21 protein-coding genes, 1 tRNA gene and 1 other annotated feature are annotated in these 22,026 nt (G+C 36.7%); of the genes, 17 read left to right on the top strand and 5 right to left on the bottom strand.

Annotation, left to right across the window (positions count from 1 at the left end; translation table 11 throughout):
- Nucleotides 1-62 precede the first annotated feature (62 nt).
- Entirely contained in the window at nucleotides 63-1,250 is a 1,188-nt protein-coding gene (locus OZY43_RS02555) for a hypothetical protein (RefSeq protein WP_277166330.1), read from the bottom strand.
- Between the two features lie 171 nt (nucleotides 1,251-1,421).
- On the opposite strand from OZY43_RS02555, the gene OZY43_RS02560 reads away from it, so the two are divergent.
- The 10 genes from OZY43_RS02560 (at nucleotide 1,422) to OZY43_RS02605 (ending at nucleotide 12,924) form a co-directional block, all read left to right on the top strand.
- Nucleotides 1,422-2,621: an amidohydrolase family protein gene (locus OZY43_RS02560; RefSeq protein ID WP_277165655.1), complete on the top strand. Its 1,200-nt coding sequence runs from the start codon at nucleotides 1,422-1,424 to the stop codon at nucleotides 2,619-2,621.
- A gap of 28 nt (nucleotides 2,622-2,649) precedes the next feature.
- Nucleotides 2,650-3,834, top strand: coding sequence for an amidohydrolase family protein (locus tag OZY43_RS02565; protein ID WP_277165657.1), 1,185 nt, complete (start codon nucleotides 2,650-2,652; stop codon nucleotides 3,832-3,834).
- A gap of 57 nt (nucleotides 3,835-3,891) precedes the next feature.
- Nucleotides 3,892-4,131: a binding site (T-box leader), on the top strand.
- 44 nt (nucleotides 4,132-4,175) lie between these two features.
- A complete protein-coding gene (locus tag OZY43_RS02570) occupies nucleotides 4,176-5,360 on the top strand; it encodes an amidohydrolase family protein (protein WP_277165659.1) in 1,185 nt (394 codons plus the stop codon).
- A 115-nt stretch (nucleotides 5,361-5,475) separates the two neighbouring features.
- Entirely contained in the window at nucleotides 5,476-6,657 is a 1,182-nt protein-coding gene (locus OZY43_RS02575) for an amidohydrolase family protein (RefSeq protein WP_277165661.1), read from the top strand.
- A 132-nt stretch (nucleotides 6,658-6,789) separates the two neighbouring features.
- Nucleotides 6,790-8,271: an MFS transporter gene (locus OZY43_RS02580; RefSeq protein ID WP_277165663.1), complete on the top strand. Its 1,482-nt coding sequence runs from the start codon at nucleotides 6,790-6,792 to the stop codon at nucleotides 8,269-8,271.
- A gap of 108 nt (nucleotides 8,272-8,379) precedes the next feature.
- On the top strand, nucleotides 8,380-9,381 hold the full coding sequence (locus OZY43_RS02585) for an NAD(P)-dependent oxidoreductase (RefSeq protein ID WP_277165665.1): 1,002 nt from the start codon (nucleotides 8,380-8,382) through the stop codon (nucleotides 9,379-9,381).
- Nucleotides 9,382-9,521: 140 nt separating this feature from the next.
- Complete coding sequence (locus tag OZY43_RS02590) at nucleotides 9,522-10,232, top strand: GH25 family lysozyme (RefSeq protein WP_277165667.1); 711 nt, start codon at nucleotides 9,522-9,524, stop codon at nucleotides 10,230-10,232.
- On the top strand, nucleotides 10,229-11,473 hold the full coding sequence (locus OZY43_RS02595; RefSeq protein WP_277166332.1) for a DEAD/DEAH box helicase: 1,245 nt from the start codon (nucleotides 10,229-10,231) through the stop codon (nucleotides 11,471-11,473). Before OZY43_RS02590 ends, OZY43_RS02595 begins: the two co-directional genes overlap by 4 nt.
- Nucleotides 11,470-12,798, top strand: coding sequence for a PTS transporter subunit EIIC (locus OZY43_RS02600; RefSeq protein ID WP_277165669.1), 1,329 nt, complete (start codon nucleotides 11,470-11,472; stop codon nucleotides 12,796-12,798). Before OZY43_RS02595 ends, OZY43_RS02600 begins: the two co-directional genes overlap by 4 nt.
- 53 nt (nucleotides 12,799-12,851) lie before the next feature.
- Nucleotides 12,852-12,924: transfer RNA gene (locus OZY43_RS02605), tRNA-Arg, on the top strand.
- A 139-nt stretch (nucleotides 12,925-13,063) separates the two neighbouring features.
- Here the strand turns inward: OZY43_RS02605 and OZY43_RS02610 are convergent.
- Complete coding sequence (locus tag OZY43_RS02610; RefSeq protein WP_277165671.1) at nucleotides 13,064-13,369, bottom strand: type II toxin-antitoxin system HicB family antitoxin; 306 nt, start codon at nucleotides 13,367-13,369, stop codon at nucleotides 13,064-13,066.
- Between the two features lie 83 nt (nucleotides 13,370-13,452).
- Nucleotides 13,453-13,710: a type II toxin-antitoxin system HicB family antitoxin gene (locus OZY43_RS02615; RefSeq protein WP_348535304.1), complete on the bottom strand. Its 258-nt coding sequence runs from the start codon at nucleotides 13,708-13,710 to the stop codon at nucleotides 13,453-13,455.
- 304 nt (nucleotides 13,711-14,014) lie between these two features.
- Between OZY43_RS02615 and OZY43_RS02620 the strand changes: the two genes are divergently transcribed.
- The gene (locus OZY43_RS02620) at nucleotides 14,015-14,137 is read left to right on the top strand and encodes a hypothetical protein (protein WP_277165672.1); all 123 of its coding nucleotides are present in this window, start codon (nucleotides 14,015-14,017) and stop codon (nucleotides 14,135-14,137) included.
- Nucleotides 14,138-14,583: 446 nt separating this feature from the next.
- Here the strand turns inward: OZY43_RS02620 and OZY43_RS02625 are convergent, their stop codons facing one another.
- Entirely contained in the window at nucleotides 14,584-14,799 is a 216-nt protein-coding gene (locus OZY43_RS02625; RefSeq protein WP_277165674.1) for an SHOCT domain-containing protein, read from the bottom strand.
- A gap of 318 nt (nucleotides 14,800-15,117) precedes the next feature.
- Between OZY43_RS02625 and OZY43_RS02630 the strand changes: the two genes are divergently transcribed.
- The 6 genes from OZY43_RS02630 to OZY43_RS02655 all read left to right on the top strand — a co-directional run bounded on the left by OZY43_RS02630 (nucleotide 15,118) and on the right by OZY43_RS02655 (nucleotide 21,727).
- Nucleotides 15,118-15,966: a PRD domain-containing protein gene (locus OZY43_RS02630; protein WP_277165676.1), complete on the top strand. Its 849-nt coding sequence runs from the start codon at nucleotides 15,118-15,120 to the stop codon at nucleotides 15,964-15,966.
- A gap of 94 nt (nucleotides 15,967-16,060) precedes the next feature.
- Complete coding sequence (locus OZY43_RS02635; RefSeq protein ID WP_277165678.1) at nucleotides 16,061-17,953, top strand: glucose PTS transporter subunit IIA; 1,893 nt, start codon at nucleotides 16,061-16,063, stop codon at nucleotides 17,951-17,953.
- A gap of 20 nt (nucleotides 17,954-17,973) precedes the next feature.
- Entirely contained in the window at nucleotides 17,974-19,029 is a 1,056-nt protein-coding gene (locus OZY43_RS02640) for an alpha/beta hydrolase (RefSeq protein WP_277165680.1), read from the top strand.
- A gap of 25 nt (nucleotides 19,030-19,054) precedes the next feature.
- Entirely contained in the window at nucleotides 19,055-20,038 is a 984-nt protein-coding gene (locus OZY43_RS02645) for a tyrosine-protein phosphatase (protein ID WP_277165682.1), read from the top strand.
- Nucleotides 20,039-20,701: 663 nt separating this feature from the next.
- Nucleotides 20,702-20,908, top strand: a complete 207-nt coding sequence (locus OZY43_RS02650) for a hypothetical protein (protein ID WP_277165684.1) — start codon at nucleotides 20,702-20,704, stop codon at nucleotides 20,906-20,908.
- 156 nt (nucleotides 20,909-21,064) lie between these two features.
- On the top strand, nucleotides 21,065-21,727 hold the full coding sequence (locus OZY43_RS02655) for a hypothetical protein (RefSeq protein WP_277165686.1): 663 nt from the start codon (nucleotides 21,065-21,067) through the stop codon (nucleotides 21,725-21,727).
- A gap of 117 nt (nucleotides 21,728-21,844) precedes the next feature.
- Here the strand turns inward: OZY43_RS02655 and OZY43_RS02660 are convergent, their stop codons facing one another.
- Nucleotides 21,845-22,024, bottom strand: coding sequence for a hypothetical protein (locus tag OZY43_RS02660; protein WP_277165688.1), 180 nt, complete (start codon nucleotides 22,022-22,024; stop codon nucleotides 21,845-21,847).
- Nucleotides 22,025-22,026 lie beyond the last annotated feature (2 nt).

Here is a 22,026-nt window from a genome sequence, read left to right on the forward strand (position 1 = left end):
ACAAAAACGTCTTTTCACTAATTGTGAGAAGACGTTTTTTAATAAATTGGTATTGTTTAAAATTACAGTAGCTTTAAGAAGATGGAAGCAATGATAACAGAAGCAACTGATACTGTTGCGAAGCCACCGACTAACATTTTTGGTAAAATTTGGTCAACTAAAACTGCTTCCTCATCTTTATCTTTAGCAACATTATGACAAATTTCAGTTGTCAGGATGTAATCAGCAGGAAAGCCGAAGAGTGCAGTTAAGGAACAGGCAAAGGCCATTTCTGGACTCATGCCGAAAGGCTTAGCTAAGATCGCTGAAGCGATGAACATTCCTAAGATCCCAAGCAACATTAAAACTATAATCTGAACGAAAACCTGACAAATGATTTGTGGGGTAGTGATGCTTAATTGGGAAAAGATGTAAGCAAGCAGACCATACATTAACCATTGAAAGACGTTAGCCTTGTTTAACGCACTATCTTCAAGGAAACCTACTTGGTGCGCAATAACACCGAAGATTAAACAAACAACGTTGGCATTCAAGTCAAAATTGAATGAAGATTTTAACCAGAATGATAACCAGTTAGCAAGAGCAGCGACAATACCAACTTTAACTAAGATAAAGGCAGCTGTGTGGTACTCTTTTGGCAGTTTAAAAATGGATTTTTTACCTTCTTTTTCTTTGATTTCTTCAATTGAAACAGGTTTTTGAATGTTACCTTTTTGGTATTCATTAGCAACACGGCGACCTTCACGCTTGAGCATCCAAGCTGTTAATGGGTAGCCGACAACTGAGTGCATAACAAACATGGCAATTGGCAGTGCGACTAAAGTAGTAATACCAGCAGCCTTTAAGCCGTTAGTCATGAGTAATGCGGAAACTAACCCCCCAGTTAATGGTGGAACAGCAGCGATTACTGTATGCCAGTCAAAGATTTTGGTACCAATAGTTAGGGTTAACAGTAGTGTGCCGGCAACTCCCAGTAAAGAAATACAAACAGCCTTCCACTGTTGAATCAATTCTTTCAGATTCATGAGAGTTCCCAAGTGAACCAGCAATAATGAAATACAGATGTTAGCAAAGTCAGGACCAAAAGAAGCCTTGGCAACGAAGTCTTTTGGCAAGAATGTCCAATAACCAATAGCGAACAAGACAGCTGTGATAAAGACAGACGGTACATAAGCGTTGGTTAGAGACGATACCCATTCACCAATCATAATAAATAACATAACAACTGCAAATGAAATTGCAGCATACATTGCTGGATTCATAAATGCTCCTCCTAAAAAATAAATTAAATTTGTATGAAATTGATTATAAAAGATAAACTTTAATTTAGCAATATTTTTTTAAAAAACATTGTAAAATATGAAAAACAATCTTAAAATATAATCATTAAATTAAAAAATAAATAAAATAAGGAGTGCAAAATGACAACTTTATATAAGAATTGCAATCTGCTTGATACAGATAAAGAAAAAATGCAAGAAGCTGCCTGGCTGTTAGTTGATGATGAAGGCTTAGTTGGTGCTAGCGGTAAAGGCCCAGCACCTAAAGCTGATCAGACGGTAGACTTGCAGGGACAATACGTGATTCCGGGCTTGATTAATGCTCATACGCACATCATGATGGATCCAATGGACAATCACACGGCTTACTTAACGGAAACTGAAGCGACTGTCAATGCAATTAAAAACTTGAAGACTTTGTTGCGTAACGGTGTCGTGGCCATTCGTGATTGTGGTGCGGTTAGTGACACGGACGTTAAGTTAATGAAGTTAATGCACCAAGGCAGAGTTGAAGGCCCAGAAATTGTCCCTTCCGGTAGACCAATGAGTATTTTGGGAGGTCATGGTGACTTCCCAGAAGGTGATGATGGTAAGGAAGTTTGGGGCCATTTGACTACTTGTGCAGCTGATATGCGTCAAAGCGTACGGGAAGAATTCAAGCATGGTGCGAAGAATATCAAGGTCATGGCTACTGGCGGCGTTATGTCACCAACTGATCGTGTTGATGACACTGAGTTAACCGCTGAAGAATTGAATGCCGCAGTTGAAGAAGCCCACTCTAAACATATGACAGTAGCTTCACATGCTCAAGGTAACCGTGGTATTCAATTATCACTTGAAGCTGGTGTTGACTCAATTGAACATGGTATTTATGTTGATGAAGAACAGATGGACCTGATGATCAAGCAAGGTACCTGCTTAGTGCCAACCTTGAATGCTTGTCAATGTATCTTTGATGCACCAAAAGGCTCAATTCCCGATTACATGATTAAAAAAGATATTGAGGTTAAGGATATTTTCTTTAAGAATATCGGTAAAGCTATCAAGAAGGGTGTCAAAATTGTTGTTGGTACAGATGCTGGTACGCCATTCAATCGCTTTGATAATGGAACAACAACGGAAATGCAATTATTGGTAGAAGCTGGTGAAACTCCATTGCAAGCATTACTTGGTGCAACTAAGTATGCTGCAGAATTAATTCAATTAAGTGAGGATTACGGTAGTTTGGCAGCAGGTAAGAAAGCTGACTTCCTTGTTTTGAAAGATAATCCGTTAGAAGATATTAAGGCTGTTGCTCAAGAAGATAAGCAAGTTTATCAAAATGGTAAATTAGTAAAATAATTAAAAATAATTTTAGGAGGTATTTTAAATGACTAAAACTGCATATACAAATATGAATCTTTATGATGGTGAACAAGAAAAAGTTACTACTGGTAGTTATTTGGTTGTCGATGATGAAACTGGCAAAATTACAGCAATTGGTACAGGAGCTGCTCCTACTGCCGATAAGACAATTGACTTGGCTGGTAAATATGTAATGCCGGGGCTAATTAACTGCCATGATCATATGATTATGGATCCAGATGACCCAACTGGTGGAACGGCAACAGATGTTGTCCGGACAACTGTCAATTCTGTCAAAAATCTGCACACGATGCTTAAATCTGGCGTTACTTATGTTCGTGAATGTGGCTCAACTTATGACGTCGACATTACAATTGCCCATATGATTGATGAAGGTAAAATCACTAAGGTGCCAGAGGTTATGCCATCTGGTCGCCCATATTCAATGACTGGTGGTCACGGTGACATGCCAAACTTTGGTCACTTAGTTGATTCACCCGATGAAATGCGTAAGGCAGTTCGTCAAGGCTTGAAGAAGGGTGCGAAGTCAATTAAGGTGATGGCTACTGGTGGTGTTATGACCAAGAACGACTTTATGACCGACCCACAATTGAGCGTCGCTGAAATTCATGCCGCAGTCGAAGAAGCACACCACAAGGGTTTGATTGTTGCTGCCCACGCTGAAGGTAATCCAGGAATTATGAATGCGATTAAGGCCGGCGTTGATTCAATCGAACATGGTTTTTATGTTAACGATGAAGAAATTGACTTGATGCTTAAACAGGGGACGTATTTAACACCAACAGTTGTTGCTGACTGGGCCTTTCCAACTTATGCCGAAGGTAAAGTTCCGGATTGGGAAATTAAGAAGGCTTCTGATGCACTTGGCGATTTGCGTAAAAATATCACTCATGCTAAGGATCGTGGCGTTAAGATTACTTTGGGTACTGATGCCGGTACGCCATTTAATGACTTTTCAATGACGCCAACTGAATTGCAATTACTAGCAGAGCAAGGCTTTACCAATTATGAAGCTTTAAGAACCAGTGTCCATTCTGCACAATTGATGAAGATTGATGATGAATATGGCACTTTGGCAGAAGGTAAGTATGCCGACTTCTTGGTACTTGATGGTAATCCACTGGAGGATATTAAGGCTGTTGCCCAAGAAGACAAGGCTGTTTACAAGAAGGGTCAACGCGCATATTAATTATGATATGTCATTGACAAGATTAAATAGTGATGATAAATTTATTATAACTAAATATTAAACATCTTGAAAAGCAGAGTAGCTATTTGCCAGTCTTTAAAGCGAGACGACATTATGATGAAAGTTGTTAGGCTTGTGGTAGTGAACATGGGCTTTGAATTGGTGACTGCTGGTGATAGTTAACTAGCAGCGGGGTTGCAGCCGTTATCAATGCAAGCTATTGTCAGATAGCTAGTGAGGTTTGTCGTGTGAATGGCAAACAAATTAAAGGTGGTAACACGAGCACTCGTCCTTGAATTAGGACGGGTGCTTTTTTAATTGCCAAAATAGGAGGCATTTTGATGAGTAAGACGGTTTTTACTAATATTAATTTATTTAATGGCAAAGATAATGAAATTAAGGCAGACAGCTACTTGTTGATTGATGACAAAACGGGCAAAATTGTCCAGGTGGGTTCTGGTGAGCTGCCACAAGCTGATAAGACAGTTGATTTGGTCGGCAAGTATGTGATGCCGGGATTAATGAATTGTCATACGCATATTTTTATGGATCCGACAACTCCTGATGGTGGTTCAAGTGCTGGGGTTGTTCCCTCAACTGTCCGTGCCGTCCAGCATTTGCATGATTTGTTAAAATCTGGCGTTACTTATATTCGTGAATGCGGCAGTACTTATAATATTGATATTGAACTGGATAAATTAATTAAGGCAGGTAAGTTAAGTCGGGTACCCGAAATTATGCCTGCAGGTCATCCTTTTTCAATGACTGGCGGTCATGGTGACATGCCAAACTTTGGTCGTCTGGTTGATTCGCCTGATGAAATGCGCAAGGCCGTTCGTCAGGGAATTAAAGAGGGGGCAAAAGCAATTAAAATTATGGCGACTGGTGGTGTCATGACCGAAAGTGATGCACTAGACCAGCCGCAATTGAGTGAAGCCGAAATGCATGTGGCAGTTGAGGAAGCTCACCACAAGGGCTTGATTGTTGCGGCGCACGCTGAAGGCAATCCGGGGATTTTGAATGCAATTAAGGCAGGCGTGGATTCAATTGAACATGGTTTTTATGTTAATGATGAAGAGATTGAATTGATGCTTGAAAAAGGAACATATTTAACGCCAACAATTGTTGGTGCGTGGGCCTTTATTGCGTACGCTCCCGGTAAGATTCCTGATTGGGAAATGGCTAAAATTTCTGCCGCTTGGAAAGATCTGCGGGGCAATATTACTAAAGCCAAAAATGCTGGTGTTAAGATTACATTAGGCACAGATGCCGGTACGCCATTTAATGACTTCACGATGACACCGCAAGAGTTGCCGCTGTTAGTTGAGCAAGGGTTTACCAACTTTGAAGCTTTGCAAACAAGCCTCAATGATGCCAAGTTAATGAAGATTGACAATGAATATGGCACGCTAGAAGCCGACAAGTATGCGGACTTCTTAGTTTTAGATAAAAACCCGCTAGCTGATATTACCGCTGTTGTTCAAGAAAACAAGGCAGTCTATAAAAAGGGGCAACGAGCATATTAATTTTATTGAAAAACGTCTTTTCATTATGAAGAGGCGTTTTTTACGTGGTTGTTGGTAGTTGTTAGTGCGAGTCAAACAGAATAAAATATAATTAATAAGATAAAGGAGATAATGAATGAAAACTGTATATCAAAATTTGAATTTGTTTGACGGTGAACATAACCAAATTCAAACTAATTCTTGGCTAGAAGTTGATGAACAAACCGGTAAAATTATGGCTTTAGGCAGCGGCGATGCACCACAAGCTGATAAAGTAGTCGATTTGCAAGGCAAGTATGTGATGCCGGGACTAATTAATTGTCACGACCACATGGTGATGGATCCAACTGATCCACGTGGCGTAACTGACTTTAACGTGGTGGAGACGACAGTTGATTCTGTTAAGCATTTGCATGAAATGCTTAGGTCTGGGGTTACATATGTGCGTGAGTGCGGTTCGACTTTTGACATTGATTTAACAATTGCACAAATGATTAATGAAGGCAAAATTACTGATGTACCTGAGGTGATGCCATCAGGACGTCCATATTCAATGACTGGCGGTCACGGGGATATTCCTAATTTTGGCTACGTTGTTGATTCACCAGATGAAATGCGTAAGGCAGTTCGTCAAGGCTTAAAGCGCGGTGCCAAGGTAATTAAGGTGATGACCACTGGTGGGATTATGACTGAGCGTGACTTTATGGATGATCCTCAACTTAGTGTTGCCGAAATTAAGGCTGCAGTTGATGAAGCGCACCATAAAGGCATTACGGTTGCGGCTCATGCGGAAGGAATTGCTGGTATTATGAACGCGATTGAAGCGGGTGTCGACTCAATCGAACACGGTTTTTATGTCAATGATGAAGCCATTGATCTGATGTTGGAAAAAGGAACCTACTTGACACCAACAATTATTGCAGCATGGGCTTTTCCAGAATATGCAGCTGGGATTGCGCCAGATTGGGAAATGAACAAGGCAAAGAAAGCTTTGGCTGATTTACGCCAAAATATTGCTCATGCCAAGGACCGTGGCGTTAAGATTACTTTAGGTACTGATGCTGGTACAACTTTTAACGGTTTTGACAAGACGCCAACTGAATTGCAACTGTTGGTTGATGATGGCTTCAGTACATTTGAAGCCTTGCAAACTAGTGTTAATTCCGCTAAGTTGATGCAAATTGCTAATGAATATGGTACGTTAGCAGCTGGTAAATATGCGGACTTCTTGGTTTTGGATAACGATCCATTAGCAGATATTAAGGCCGTTGCTCAAGAAGATAAGGCTGTTTACAAGAAGGGCCACAGGGCATATTAAATTTTTGCTCAAAAATGACTATTAATCCCTTGATTTTTTAGCAGATAGTTTCATAATTGTAACAAGAAAAATAAGTTCCTATCACTTTGCCGTGGTAGGAATTTTTGTCTGAATTGATTTAGAGGAAGTAGAATGACTAAGAAACAGATTAAATATGTTACGCTGGCGCTGATGCTTGGTAACATTATGTCAGGATTGGATGGAACGATAATTAATACCGCGATCCCCGCGATTGTTGCGGCCTTGCATGGGATTCAGTTTATGGGGTGGATTGTTGCTATCTTTTTATTGGGGATGTCGATTTCAATTCCCTTGTGGACTAAAATCGGAGAAAAGATTACTAACAAACTAGCCTTTGAATTGTCATTAGTTTTATTCATTATCGGTTCGATTTTTGAAGGATTGGCACCAAATATCTTCTTCTTTTTGGCTGCTCGACTAGTGATGGGCATTGGTGCCGGTGGGATGGGATCGTTACCCTATATCATTGTTGGTTACATTTATCCTAATATTAAAACACGGACGCGGATTTTAGGTTATTTGACAGCTAGCTTTAATGTAGCAGCAATTATGGGGCCGCTGGTTGGCGGCACAATTATTGATGCAATGTCATGGCATTGGGTCTTTTATTTGAATATTCCCATTGGTATTGTTGCCGTGGTTTTGAGTGTACTCTACTTTAGACCTGTTACACCAAAGTCTAAACGTAAATTTGACTTTTCTGGTGCCTTTTTATTGGCTTTAGGATTGTTAACTTTCTTAATGGGAATTCAACTTTTGGGCTTGACCAGTAACTTACTTGTAGGATTGCTAGTTGTAATTAGTCTGATTTTTATTGGTGGTTTTCTTTGGCGGGAAAAACGAGCAACTAACCCAATTATTCCCTTAGTAATTTTCAAAAATCGGGCATTGAATGGTGACTTCTTACTGTTTGCTTTTACTTGGGGCGCATATCTTGCGGTTAATACTTATCTGCCAATGTGGGCTCAGGCATTGCTTGGTACTACAGCATTAATCGGTGGCATGACATTAGTCCCCAATTCAATGGTTGATATTATGGCATCGCAGAGTGTGTCGTTTATTAGCGGTAGAGTTCGGACTTTTACGCTAGTTTTGATTGGAATTATCAGTATCGGTATTTCTGTTAGCGGCTTGTTTTGGGCTGACTTGCATACACCAATTCAATTTTTAACTTTTGTTTGTGCTTTTTCTGGAATTGGTGTTGGTTTTATCTTTGTTGCACTGCAGGTGAAAGTGCAGGTTGATGCGGGTTTGACTAATATGGCGACAGCGACATCAACTTCGTATTTAATTCGGATTTTAGCGCAAACAATAATGTCTGCTGTTTATGGCGTTATTATGAATATGGCTTTAGCGCGCGGAGTACAGCGTCATTCAGGGATTACCATGCACATGATGAATGAATTGAGTGATGCCAAAACAGCTAAATTATTACCACATCAATTGTTACCGCTAATGCGTCAGATTTTTCATGCTGGGATTAAAGAAATTATGGCTGTTTCACTATTGCTCTTGGTAATCGCGTTAATTCTTAATTTTTATTTTAATTGGCATGTAGATGTACAGCAACATCATAAGTTTAGTCAAAATTAATTTCTTCAAATTTATTTTAAATAATTTTCCAATAAATCTTTAATTCTTTGTCCATGTTGGGTAAAATAGAAACAAAGAATTTTTTATTTAAAGGAGGATTTATTCTTAATGAAAGTTTTACTGTATAATATGACACCAGAGCAAATGTTTTACGTTAAGCAATGGCGTGAAGAACATCCAGAAGATGATATCGAAACAACTGAAGAAATTTTGGATGCGTCAACAGTTGATGAGGCTAAGGACTTTGACTGTGTAAGTTTAATGCAAGTTGTTGATATTGATGAAGAGGAAGTTTATAAGAAGCTGGCTTCATTTGGGATTAAACAAATTGCTTTGCGTTCAGTTGGTTACAATATTATTAATTGGGATTACGTTCATAAATATGATTTGTTCGTTACCAACACACCAGCATATTCACCGCGTGCTGTTGCTGAAAACGTATTGACTTCTGCAATGTATTTGTTGCGTAACTGGGGACAAATCTTCTATAACGAACAGCATGATTTAAATTTTGTTCGTGAAGAAAACTTAATGAGTGACGAAATTTACAATAAGACAGTCGGGATTATTGGCTTGGGTCGAATTGGGTCTGCTGTTGCCGAAATTTTTAGTTCTTTGGGAGCTAAGGTTATTGGAAATGATTTGATTGAAAATCCTGCTAATGAAGCTTTTCTTGAATATACTGATTTTGACACCGTTATTCAGAATGCAGACATTTTGACTTTGCATACGCCACTTGATCCGTCAATTGTTGATATGATTAGTGCTAAGCAGTTTAAGGAAATGAAGAATAGCGCAATTATAATTAATGCAGCACGGGGACCGTTGATTAATACTCAAGACTTAGTTGAAGCTCTAAAAGAGCACGAAATTGCTGGTGCTGCTTTAGATGTTTTGACTGAGGAAAATGACTTCTTTATGAAGAAATTCAATGATATTTCGGAATTGCCGCAGACTTATCAAGAATTGGCGAAAATGCCGAATGTTGTCGTAACACCACACTCTGCTTACTATACTAAGACTTCGGTTAAAAATATGATTGTTCATAGCTTGACTGATATTAAACGGGTATTAAACGGACAAAAGCCGGTTTATCTTGTTGAATTGTAATTGTTAGATTTAATGTAATAAGTGACTAACTTCTGTTAGTCACTTGTTTTTTGTTTGATTATCAAAAGTGTTGTTCTTCGCTTATAATTAAAGTGTTGGTATAATTGATTGACGTTGTTATAATTTAATGGAGAATTACGATGAAGAGGTTTCATCATAAATATACACTGCCAGCTATTTTAATGATGCTGCTAATTGTGGTGAGTCTTCTTTTAGTAGGCTTGGCTAATTTTAAAAAGCAAACGACGCTCCCACCAGATGCTAATTCTAGTGCAATTGGCGTGGAATTGAACCAAAGTTATGGCTATGTTGATTTGCATGAATTACAGGCTAATGGAATTTCTTTTGTTTATTTGCGCAGCACACAGGGCAGGTCATATTTTGATGATGATTATCTATCTTATCGCGATCAAATTTTGGGGACGAAGCTGGCTTTTGGAACAAGCATTGCTTATAGTAATGAGTCAACTCCGCAAGAACACTATCGCTATTTTGTAAAAAAGGTCGGCGGGGATACGGGCAGTTTACCGATTTTAATTGAACCAGCTGTAAGTGAGCGTAAATTAAGCTATATTAAGCAAATGGCTGCCTTTACCCGAATCCTTGAGCGCAGCGGTAAGTTGGTAATGGTTGATTTGGCGGTTAAGTATAAGTCGTATTTTCCAGCAGACGTCAAGTTTATGACGGATAGTAAGAAAGAACCGAATAAATTACAGTATTCATTTTGGCGGTACACAAATAATGGTCGGGTAAATAATGTACATGAACTAGAAAGTGGTGGCGTTGCAATGCTGGCATATAATGGTACGGTAGCACAATATAAACAGAAATATGGACAATTAACACAATAATGAAACAAGAAATCATAACAGTCTTAAACAAATTGGGCTTAACTAAGCCGACTTTAATTCAACAAGAAACCCAAACTGCCATTTTAAATGGTGCAAGCTTGGTGGCACTGGCAAAAACAGGTACAGGAAAAACACTGGCCTATGCTTTGCCAGCTCTAGAACGGGTCATTTCTGGAGAACCAAATAGTCTCGTGATTATTGCCCCGACAACTGAGCTGGCGGTGCAGATTAGACATGCCATTAATCCTTTTATTCATGCTTTGGGATTAACTGGGGTGAGTTTGGTGGGCGCTGGTAACCGTAAGCGTCAAGAAGATAATTTAAAAAAGAAACATCCGGAAGTTGTTGTAGCTACACCAGGCCGCTTTTTTGATTTCTTTTCAAGTAACCGAATTAAAGTTGATCAGATTAAAACTTTGGTAATTGATGAAGCTGACGATATTTTAGAATTTAGTAAAATGGAGCTGCTTAGTTCTTTAGGGCAGAATATGGCTTCTGATGCTCAAATTCTGTTATTTGGTGCGACCGAATCAGAGATTACACAAAGTGCTGAAGAAATTTTTGGTCGGGTGTTCTTATTGATTGATGTCCGCTCAAGGCAAGCAACAACGGTAAAAAATTATTTTTTGCAAATTGATAATGCTCATAAAATTGATTTTGTCCAGCGGTTGACACGTCTTGATCATTTTAAAGGTATATTATTTTTTGATTCTAACCAAACAATGATGCGTTTTGCTGGTATCTTTGCCCATACGAAGACTAAGTTTACATTGTTGGCGAATGAATTTGGCAAAGAAAAAAGAGAACAAGCATTATGTGACTTAAAAACTGGGAAAACAGGCTTGCTGCTAGCGACAGATTTAGCAGCGCGGGGGCTTGATATTCCAGGTGTCACTTATGTTATTAATTTTGATCTTCCTAGTGATCGCAATACTTACTTACATCGAGCTGGGCGTACAGGTCGGATGGGTGCTAATGGTTATGTTGTAACTTTGGGAGATGACCATGATTTTCGTGATTTAAAGAAGCTATTAGATGCTGAAGTTGACTTAGAGCGCGTATATTTTGCTGGATTTAGGTTAACGCCTGAACTGCCCAAGAAGAAAAAAAAGAAGAAGCTTGTGGCCTCAGCTGCGGCTAAAGAAGTCGTTACGCCAATTAAAAAGAAGAAGCACCAAAAGCATAAGAATAAAAATAAGGGATATCATCCCCATTATTTAAAGAAAAAGGAGCAAAAATGAGTCGATTAGTAGCCTGGCTGGAGGATTATGTTTTACCGCTGGCAAGTAAAATTGGTCAGGTGCGTTGGCTGGTTGCATTGCGGGATGCCTTTATCTCAGTAATGCCAATTACAATTGCAGGTTCAATGGCCGTTCTAATTAAGAGCTTAATTGCTGCTGCAAAGACAAATTTAGGTTGGAAAGCTTTTGCTTGGACAATGCAACCGTTAGTGTTAATCAGTGACGTTGTTTGGCGGGGAACTTTTGCCTTATTTGCACTTTTTTTAGCATTATCATTAGGTTATCACTTGGCTAAAAGTTTCGAAGTTGATTCACTTGCAGGTGCAATTGTTTCTTTGTCGTCTTTAGCAATGAGTATTGCTAATTTAACTAAATTGCAAGTTAATAGCAAAGTGATTTTCTTACCACATGCTTTTGATATTGAACAGTTTTCGACAACGGGAATTTTTACAGCAATTTTATTTGGCACAATTGGAGTGTCGATTTATGCAATGTGCTTTAAAGCCCGTATAATGATTCATTTGGAAACTAATTTGCCATATGCTGAACAGCGTGCTTTTGATTCACTTGTACCAGCAATTATTGCAATTTTTGGTGTTGGGGCAATTAATTTTGTTTTTCAATCAGTGACGGGGACCTTTTTTGGTAATTGGTTGCTGCATACAATTCAATGGCCGCTGGTCAGAATGGGGCAAGGGTTTGGCATGGTAATGCTGGTTACCTTATTAGTACAAATTTTTTGGTTCTTTGGCATTAATGGCTTAAGTGTAATGGCACCGATGCTTGATTCAATCTGGCTGACTGCGCAAAATGTTAATATTACAGCAGTTCGTAACGGTAAAGCTGCACCATTATTGTGGGCGCGTAGTTCCTTTGATGTTTTTGCTTGGTTCGGCGGTGCTGGTGGCACGTTGATGCTGATTATCGCGATCCTACTTTTTTCTAAACGTAGTGATTATCGTACCATTGCCAAGGTAGCATTAGCCCCCGGAATTTTTAATATTAATGAACCAGTTGTTTTAGGTTTGCCAGTAGTTCTTAATCCCGTCTACTTTATTCCATTTATTCTTGCGCCGTTAGTTAATGTTGCTTTTTCTTATTGGGTGACGATGATGGGGTTAGTTAATCCGGTGCAAGCAGCGGTTCCGGCAGTTATGCCGCCAATTCTCGGTCCGTTTTTGGCTTGCAATTATGATTGGCGGGCAATTGTCTTGAGCATCATTAATATGTTAATTGCTTTAGCAATCTGGACGCCGTTTGTATTTGCCGCTGACAAGTTAGCAGATACAAACAGCCCGCGGCCATATTATACAAGACAATATTAGTTACTAAAAAAATTGGCTTTTATCACGTAAATTTGGTAAAGTTAATTTATTACGGCCCTGTAGTTCATCTGGATAGAACAATGGTCTCCTAAACCGTAGAGGTGAGTTCGAATCTCACCAGGGTCATTGAAATATAGCTGTAATGTCTTACAAATCAAGCTTTTAGTATTATGGTTAGCCAAGGATAGATATAGTAAACCCCAAAAGTTAGAGTAACTAGCTTTTGGGGTTTATTTATGTATCTAAAGGTCTTTTTTTTAGTCTTTTAATAATCTATTTTCTTAACAGTTTTAGCTGTTTGATATCCGTATTCTTTAATGTTAATTGGGATCATCGTTGTAATAGCATTTTTAGCTTCATGAGGAATTACAACTTTATCAAGTGGTGTAGCTTCAGGATAATCAGTAGTATCAGCTAGCATGCAGCCAATTAAATCGTTTGCCATATAAATAGCATTATCTAAATCAGTTCCTTGAGTAGCTAATCCATTTTTCCCAAAATCTGGTACTAGAACATTATAGCCGTTTTCAGCTGGCCAAATAATTACTGGGTAAGCCAATAAATTCTGCATAAATTATACAATCCTTCTTAACTTTACGTGTTTAGTTTAATAAATTTTTTGCCAAATACCTAGGTGCGATTTATGATTTTAGGTTACTTGTCCTGTAACCATTTTTCCATGTCAACAGTGACATAAACTATGCTTTCATTAGGTTCTAATTCCCAATTCTTTGGGTCTTGTGGCTCAGGATATTCTTCACCCTCAATCATAGTGGCAATGGCGTCTTCTGCCCAAGACACCGCATCTTCAAAAGTGTCACTTTGAGTAACCATGCCTTTTATATTTGGCGAACTTACACAAAAATAATGACCGTCTTCATCAGTTACTTCAGTAATAATAACTGGATAAATTAATTTTTTATCTCTATCATCCTTTCCTAATCATTATATACAATAAACGTGTATAATGATTAAGTAATGAAAGCATTTATTATTTTTAACTAATAATAATTCCTTGATAATATGTAAGGAGTCTAAGAATGATGAGGGAAATAAACAAGTGAAAATATACAAATATCATTACCAAAATAAAAAAGGTAATATCATTATCAATACAACAATTGATTTAAGACCTAAAAAATTAGTTTTAGCAGGATTGATAATTATAGTAATCGCAGAAATAATAAAATTGCTAAAATAACTAGAGCAAAGAAAAATGAAAAGTAAAAACATGAAAAAACAAAAAGATAAAGCATCTGCTTTGGATATAGCTGCAGCAATTGCATCAATTATTTCAGCAGTTATTGCAATTCTTTTGTACTATGGTATTAAGCCTTAACTAAGAGAAGCATTGAACATATAAGATTTAATAAAGGAGAAAACAATGAGTAAATGTACAGCTCAGACAATAATATTCGTTTGTTCAATAATAACAATAATTTTTAAACTATTACCATAAAGTTCTTACATATATTAGAAAGGTACTTTTGAAGATTGACTAGACTAGTGCGGAATAACATGACTAAAAAAGAAAAGAAATATTATACATCTGCTGTGATAGCGATTATATTGGCAATCATATTAGATATAATTAGAAAGATAATCGCAAAAGGCTGATTGATTAAATAAAATATTTAAGAATTACATTTCGGATTGAGAAGAGAGCTACTAAGCTTAAATTTCACTTGCATCTATCTAATAGAACACTGGAGTTATTAAAAGATAGGTAGACAAAATTTGAACTAAAAGACCTAGCTGAATTAACAGCTAGGTCTTATTTTTTATTTAAAGATCTAATAATTGTTTCTTTTTAGCATCAAAATCTTCTTTGGTAATAATATCAGCTTCTAATAATGCTTTATAGTTTATTAGTTCTTTCATGATGTCGTTAGTTTGTTTCTTTTTTTGCTTTTTTTCTGTTTCATAATCCTGCCAAGTATCAAGAATGGAAATTACGTGTTCTAATTGAGAATATGCGCTATTGACACGAGCACTGGTCATCTCACTTTTGATAATTACAAATTTAATTTCAAATTCGCTATTATCAGTTATGCCCAGTACTGAGGCTGGATTTGTACTCTATTCAAGCAAGAATGTTGCTGACGTGATAGCAGATAATATTTAAAAAAGATAGTAATAATCAAAATGGCGGCACTGATATTTTTTAAGTAGCTGCTCTTTTTCATTTTTAAAAAATATGTTGACAGCGCTTACCAACTATTATATGCTTAAAATGACTCATGAGTCATTTGGGGATTGTAATTGTGTTAGTGCAAGCATTACCCACAAAAATTGTTATTAGAACAGTGGGTGATTCCATTGAGAGTTGTAAGAAAACTAAATAATAATGTGGTCATCGCTGAAGAAGAAGGAGAAAAAGTTATTGTATTTGGAAAGGGAATTGGTTTTAATTTAAAAGCCAATGATACTGTTCCAAAGGCTAGAATAGACCAAATCTTTTGGAATAAAAAAACAAAAAATTCAAAAGAATTTGATCGCCTTTTAAACAATACTAGACCTGAATACTTTGAAATTTGTAATGAGATAGTTCAAATTGCACAAAAGCGGCTTAAACAGAAATTTGATAGTAGTTTTTATTTTGCCTTGCTAGATCATTTACAACAAGCAGTTAAAAGACTACTAGCAGGTGTAGATTTACCCAACTTTTTGTTAAGTGATATCAGTCGTTTTTATGCGCAAGAATATGAAATTGGCTTAGAAGCTTTAGGAATTGTAAATCGCTATTTAAAAATCAGCTTACCTAAAGATGAAGCGGGCTTTATTGCTTTTCATATTGTGAACTATGAAGATGGCAGTGGGCAAATTGGCGCGCAAAAGGCGATGACTTTGATACACGAAGTGTTTAATATCGTGAAGTATCAATTGCTTTTAGATATTGATGAGCAAAGTTTTGCTTATCAAAGGTTTTTGACGCATCTAAAGTTCTTTTCACAGCGTTTGTTATCTACTGATACAGAAGAAAAACGGCCCGTAGATACACACATGTATGACTACATTAAAACGGCCTATCATGAAAGTTATGAATGTGCTGAACAAGTCGCAAAATTTATCAAGAAGAAATACGGTAAACAGGTTGAAAATTCTGAATTGATGTATTTGGCGATTCACATTCATGAAATTTATATAAACTCAACGGTTAAAAAATAAAATTGGATTGTAACAACAATTATTGTTGGCATTACCAAGTAATAACTCTAGCTACCTAGAGTTATTACTTGGTATTTTTTTGAAAGGAATTCTTATGGCAAAACGAAATATTCCTGAACTAGCTAAAAAAATCATTGCAGCTGTGGGCGGAAAAGAAAATATTGAGTTAGCAGATCACTGCTCAACCAGGGTCAGAATGTATCTGACTGATCGTGCTAAGGTTGATGAAAAAGCTTTAAACAGGATTAACGAGGTAGTCGGGATTGATAAGAGTACTGAGCAATATCAAGTTGTAATTGGTACTTATGTTGAAGAAGTAGTAGATGAAATTAATCGCCAAATAGGTGGTGGTGCAAGAAAAAATGAACATAAAGAAAAAACTAGCTTGAACCCAATTAAGTTAATTGAAAAGTTTATGCAATTGTTGGCTAGAATTTTTGCACCGATTGTTCCGGCATTATCAGTAGCTGGTTTTGTTAAGGTTATTCAAATCTTGTTACAGATGACAGGGATAATAACGACAACCAGTTCTACATACATAATTCTTAACACTCTAACTGATGCAGTTTTTTATTTTTTACCGGTTTATCTAGCAATAACATCAGCTAAATTGTTTGATACTAATGTGGTTCTAGCTGTAGTTCTGGCTTGCTTTATTCTGCATCCCGATATGACAACTCTACTGGCATCCAAAAAAGCACTAACTTTCTTTGGCATCCCAGTAATAAAAACGGCCTACAGCAGCTCAGTAGTTCCAATAATCCTGTCGGTTTGGATTATGAGTAAACTCGACAAGTGGCTCAATAAAATCATTCCTGACGCGTTAAAGAATTTCTTGAAGCCATTAAGCTTGGTGCTAATTATGGCAATCATTCTGTTAACTGCAGCTGGTCCTTTGGGACAAGTTCTGAGTAATTACATCTCTATTGCTGTTCAGTGGATGTCTAATAATATGGGAGCTATTGCGGTTCCAATTATTACGGCAGTTGGACCAATTATCTCGATGGGTGGCATGCACCTCGCATTAGTTCCACTTGCTGTGCAATCAATTGCTAAGGTTGGCTTCGATAAGATTATTAATGTTTGGTTCTTGTGCAATACGGTTGCATCTGGTGGTGTTGCTTTAGCAACTTTCTTAAAAACTAAGCAAAATAAATTAAAGAGTATTGCCGGTCCAGCGGCTTTAGCTGGTTTATTTGGTGGAATAAGTGAACCATCACTTTACGGTATTGAGTATAAAATGAAGCGACCATTCGTTGCCAAAGTAATAGGTGCAACTGTTGCTGGTGTTTACGCTGGCTTTACTGGCTTAAAGGCTTATGCCTTTGGTGGTTATTCGATTACTGCTTTGGCAGCTTACTTAGGTAATGCTCATGATATGCCTAACTTTATTAACGCTTGTATCACAGCAGCGATTTCAATTGGTGTTTCCTTTATCTTAACTTTGGTCTTAGGCTTTGATGATTCTAGTTTTGCAGAAGATGCTAGCGATAGTGATGATGAAAAAGCTACGGAAAGTGTAGAAACAAGTGCTGAGGAGTTTACAGCAGTAGCTAAAGGACAATATGTTCCGATGGCAGAAATCAACGATAATGTGTTTGCTCAGGGTACTTTAGGTCAGGCTTACGGTGTTATTTCCGAAGATGGTAAAATTTATGCTCCTTGTGCAGGTAAAGTCACAATGGTCTTTAAGACTAAACATGCGATTGGTATTACTAGTGAACATGGTGCCGAAGTTTTAATTCATATTGGTATTGACTCGGTAAATCTTAACGGCAAAGGTATTACTAACTTGGTTGAAACAGGTCAGACGGTAAAGGTAGGTCAGTTAATAGCTGAATACGATAAACAGGTATTTGCGGACAATAATATTGACGATACTACAATTGTAGCGATTACCAATTCCACCAGCTATAAGAAAATTAGCTTTTCTACAGTAACAAGTCCACTTACCCTTGATACTAAGATAATGGCGACAGAAATTTAAAAGTTAGGGAGGTTATTTTTATGAAGAAATATCCTGATGAATTAGTTACTAAGTTGCATACAAATGTTGAACAGATTAAGAAAAATGGCGTAACCTATATCTTTAAGCCGGTACCTGATAGCGAAGCGAGAAACATCTTGGATCCTCGGATTAAGGAAGTCATTAAAAAGAAGGCAGCTGCCAAGTCTAAAAGTAGAGGTTATTCGTTATATCATACGCGGAATCGCCCTGATAAGGTCAACTATGATATTACTCATGAAGATGTAGCGCAAGAAGAAAAGCTAATCAAAATCGGCAATGAACGATACATTGATGTTTTTATATTTAAGTCCGCTAACTTTGATAATACTTTGCCAATTTTGATTTATTTGCATGGTGGTGGTTTTACCGCGGGAAATATTGATTTGTATCGTAATGAAATGCGGTATTTAGCAGAAACAACTCAGTGTTTAGTGATCTTCCCAGAATATCGTTTGGCACCAGAAAATCCATATCCGGCTGCTATTGATGACTGCCTAGAAACTTTACAGTGGGTTAAGAAAAATCATGTTCAGCTAGGAGTAGGAACTGAAAAAGTGGTTATGATTGGCGACAGTGCTGGCGGCAACTTAATCAATTCAGTTTTGGTGAAAAATGAATTTAAAGATATTAAATTAATCGTTGAATTGTATCCAGTCATTGACAATCAGATTAGTAAACTGGAAATTGCCGACAAATTCCCGATTGTTTCGGAAGAACGGGATTTGGTTTACTCACGATTAAATAAGATGAAAAATTCTCAAGACGAGTCCTTATATTTAATGGACAAAGTTAAAACAGCTGATCCGATAGTTAATTTAGGTGAAATTTCTGATTTTAATCAGATACCAGCAATGACCATCATTTCCAGCCAATATGACCTGCTTAAATTAGGCAGTGATGCCTTTATTAAGAAGGCGGCTGAGCAAGGCAAAAAAATCAATTCAATACGCTATTTAGGCTGCGATCACGGCTTTTTTGACCTAATTGGGATCGCACCTCAAGCAGAAGAAGTCTGTTTAGAAATAGCGGATGAAATTCATAAAGTTATGGAATAGTTTCTAAAGATCTAAGGTATGTAAGATGAAAAAATGTTCTGTCAAAACAGTTACCAGCTTGTTAGCATTGGTAATGCTTAGTGCTGCTGGTGCTGAAACTATTGGTAATTCAGGTGTACCTGCAGTTGCTGCAACTAAGGCAAGTGTAAGTAGTAAGAAATTACCGTACAGCTTAAAACTGAAAGGTGTCGATAACGCAAGAAAAATCACTGGTTTAATCGGGACTAAGAAGCGCAAGCTGAAAGCTAATAAATTGCTGCGAACTGGCAAATTATATACGGCCACAAAAGGTGATTTAAAGACTTTAACTAAAAAGTATCATTTGACTGATGTCATTGATTTGCGTGGTCAAACAGATGCCACTACTCAACCTGATCCCAAGATCACTGATGTCAAAGAACATGTTATTGACTTATATGGTACGGACTTTTTAAATGATTTAGCTAAAAAGCAAGCCGCTGTTAAAGAAAACCTGATTGCACAGGAGGGGAAGGAAGCTGAATTTGCTCAGGAACCCAAATATATCGAATATATGAATTGGGGCGGCAGTCCTACTGCTTATGTACAAAATTTTTCTGATGTGATGCGTAGCTTAGCTAGTTCTAAAAACAGCCAGCAAGGTTATCGCCAAGTGTTTAAAGTCTTATTGAAGAGTAGGGGTGCCACAGATATCCATTGCACTTCCGGAAAAGATCGCACAGGAACTACTGTAGCTTTGGTCTTATCAGCACTGGGTGTTAGCCGTAAGCAAATTAAGCAAGATTATTTATTGTCGAATAATTATTATGAAAAGGCAATCACTGCCAGAAAGCAGGAATTGGCTGCTAAAAATTTTCCTCAAGGATTCATTGACGCTCAAAATGCTATAATCGGAGTTTCTTCAACTTGCCTTGATGCCTTCTTTGACGAAATTGATACTAATTATGGCTCTACTAAGTCTTATTTAATTAATCAAGTAGGATTAACCAACAAGCAAATTAAACAGTTGCAAAATAAGTTTTTAAAGTAAAAACGTTTTCAGAGATACGATCATGTCGTATTTTGAAACAAATGATACTGAATTTATTGAAAGTATTGTAATAGATAAATTGCTTGATATATTTAATTTAGTAAACGATTCGCTAAAAATATTGAAATTATTAAAGATAATGAATGAGATGTCAGAAGACAATTTACATCGGGATGCACACCAGCATTTTAAGAAGTATACTAATGAACTCTATAATAATAAAAATTGGAGTTTATTCCGAAAAAATTGATAAAGGGAACAAGTAGCTATGCTACACTTGAAGTGAAAAATATGTTATTTATTTGAATTCGATTAGTAGTAATTTTCTACTCTGTTGTTTTATTTATCTTGTTCTCAATTGAGGATTGAAATGTAGTATTTATTTTTGGAAAATCATGTGTCAGATAAAAATAATAAGTAAAAAAAGGAACATTGATGTTGGCAATGCTCCTTTTTTGTATGGAGATAATTAATGAGAAGTTAAGAAAGTAAATGGAAAGAACTGTAAGAAATAAATAGACTAGAAGAAAAAATATGGAAAACCATATTAAGATTTTTGTAGTAAATACAGATAATCAGGAATTGATAGCAGCGATAAATAAATTTGAGCCTTCAATGTATGAAGTAAGTAAGAAAACTTACATAGCCATTGGGTAACTTGGTTTGTTTGTTGATAAGAACTTGCTTAAGCTAAATGAAAGACCTGACTATGTTGAAAATAAGAATTATATTTATGAAGCCAAATTATATTATGAAACTGATATCCATTGGTATAATAAAGTAGGCAAACGTTGTGCTAATGTCAATTACATTACCTTAATGTTGGTAGCTAATGGGTTGTTAAATCTGAAATTATTGTACTACTTTTAATAGTAGCTTGATACACTTAATTAGCTAGTTGATCAGGAAATCAAATGATTCTTGGCTTAAAAACTTGCAGCTGATATTTACGGTTGTGTGATTTTAAAAAATAGTGGTATTATTAATGTGAAAATAATGAGCTTTTATTAAGGGGGTACAAATGTTATGAAAGTAAAAAAACAGATCTTAATGTACATGTGTGCCATTGTATTAGGACTAGGAGTTGCTGGCTTAAGTGCCGTGAATATAACTGATATCAGTGCTGCTAGTTATAATACTAAGACAGTTTATAAATTGAGTAATATCAAATTCTCTTATGATACTGATAAGAAACAGTTGCAAGTTAAAGGTAATGCCAAAGGATTGAAAAAAGTTAAAATTTTTTATAATAATAAAAAAATAAAAACAACTAAAGTTAACAAACAAGGTAACTTTAACGCTAATTTAACCTTCAAAGGATATCAAGGATTAACTTTGTATGGTGTGAATAAAAATAATCAAAAAGCAACACCTAAAATGAAAGTAAGTAGAGAGCAATATGCCGCTCCAACTCCAACAGTGATAAAAGCTGTGCGGGAATCAGATGGTTCTGCTACCTATAATGTAGAAACTAATAAGGGTTGTACGTTAGACTTTTATTATGGTAATGAAAAAATTATAGCTGTTAAAGTTACTGCTGAAAATACGCAGGTAGTCTTGCCTGCTAGTGAACTTAAGAATAAAGTTGGTCACTTTAATGTAAGACAAGAGCGGCCGGGAAAGAAAGACAGCTCACTTTGTAAGGCAGCTATCCCTGATATTGGCACTACAGTTGTTACAAGCTTCTAGCAATCTTAGAAGTTAATAATGTTTTTTAAATCCGTCCTGGATAGCTTCTCTAAGTTATTGTTTAGGGCGTTTTTTTTTGATTATTGTTAAAGTAATTTAATTTTTAAAAGGCTACGGCTATCCAATTGGTCGCGCCATCATTAGTTTAATGAGCAAACTAATGATGACAAATAAAACAACACTAATACCAAATAAAAGTTGCCGAAAATGGCGACTTTTTGTATTATCAAAACTAAAAACAAGACTGAAACTGGCAAAGACAATTAAGATGCCGGTACTTAATAATAAAATAAACATTG

The sequence above is a fragment of the Lactobacillus sp. ESL0785 genome (assembly GCF_029395455.1).
Taxonomy (GTDB): domain Bacteria; phylum Bacillota; class Bacilli; order Lactobacillales; family Lactobacillaceae; genus Lactobacillus.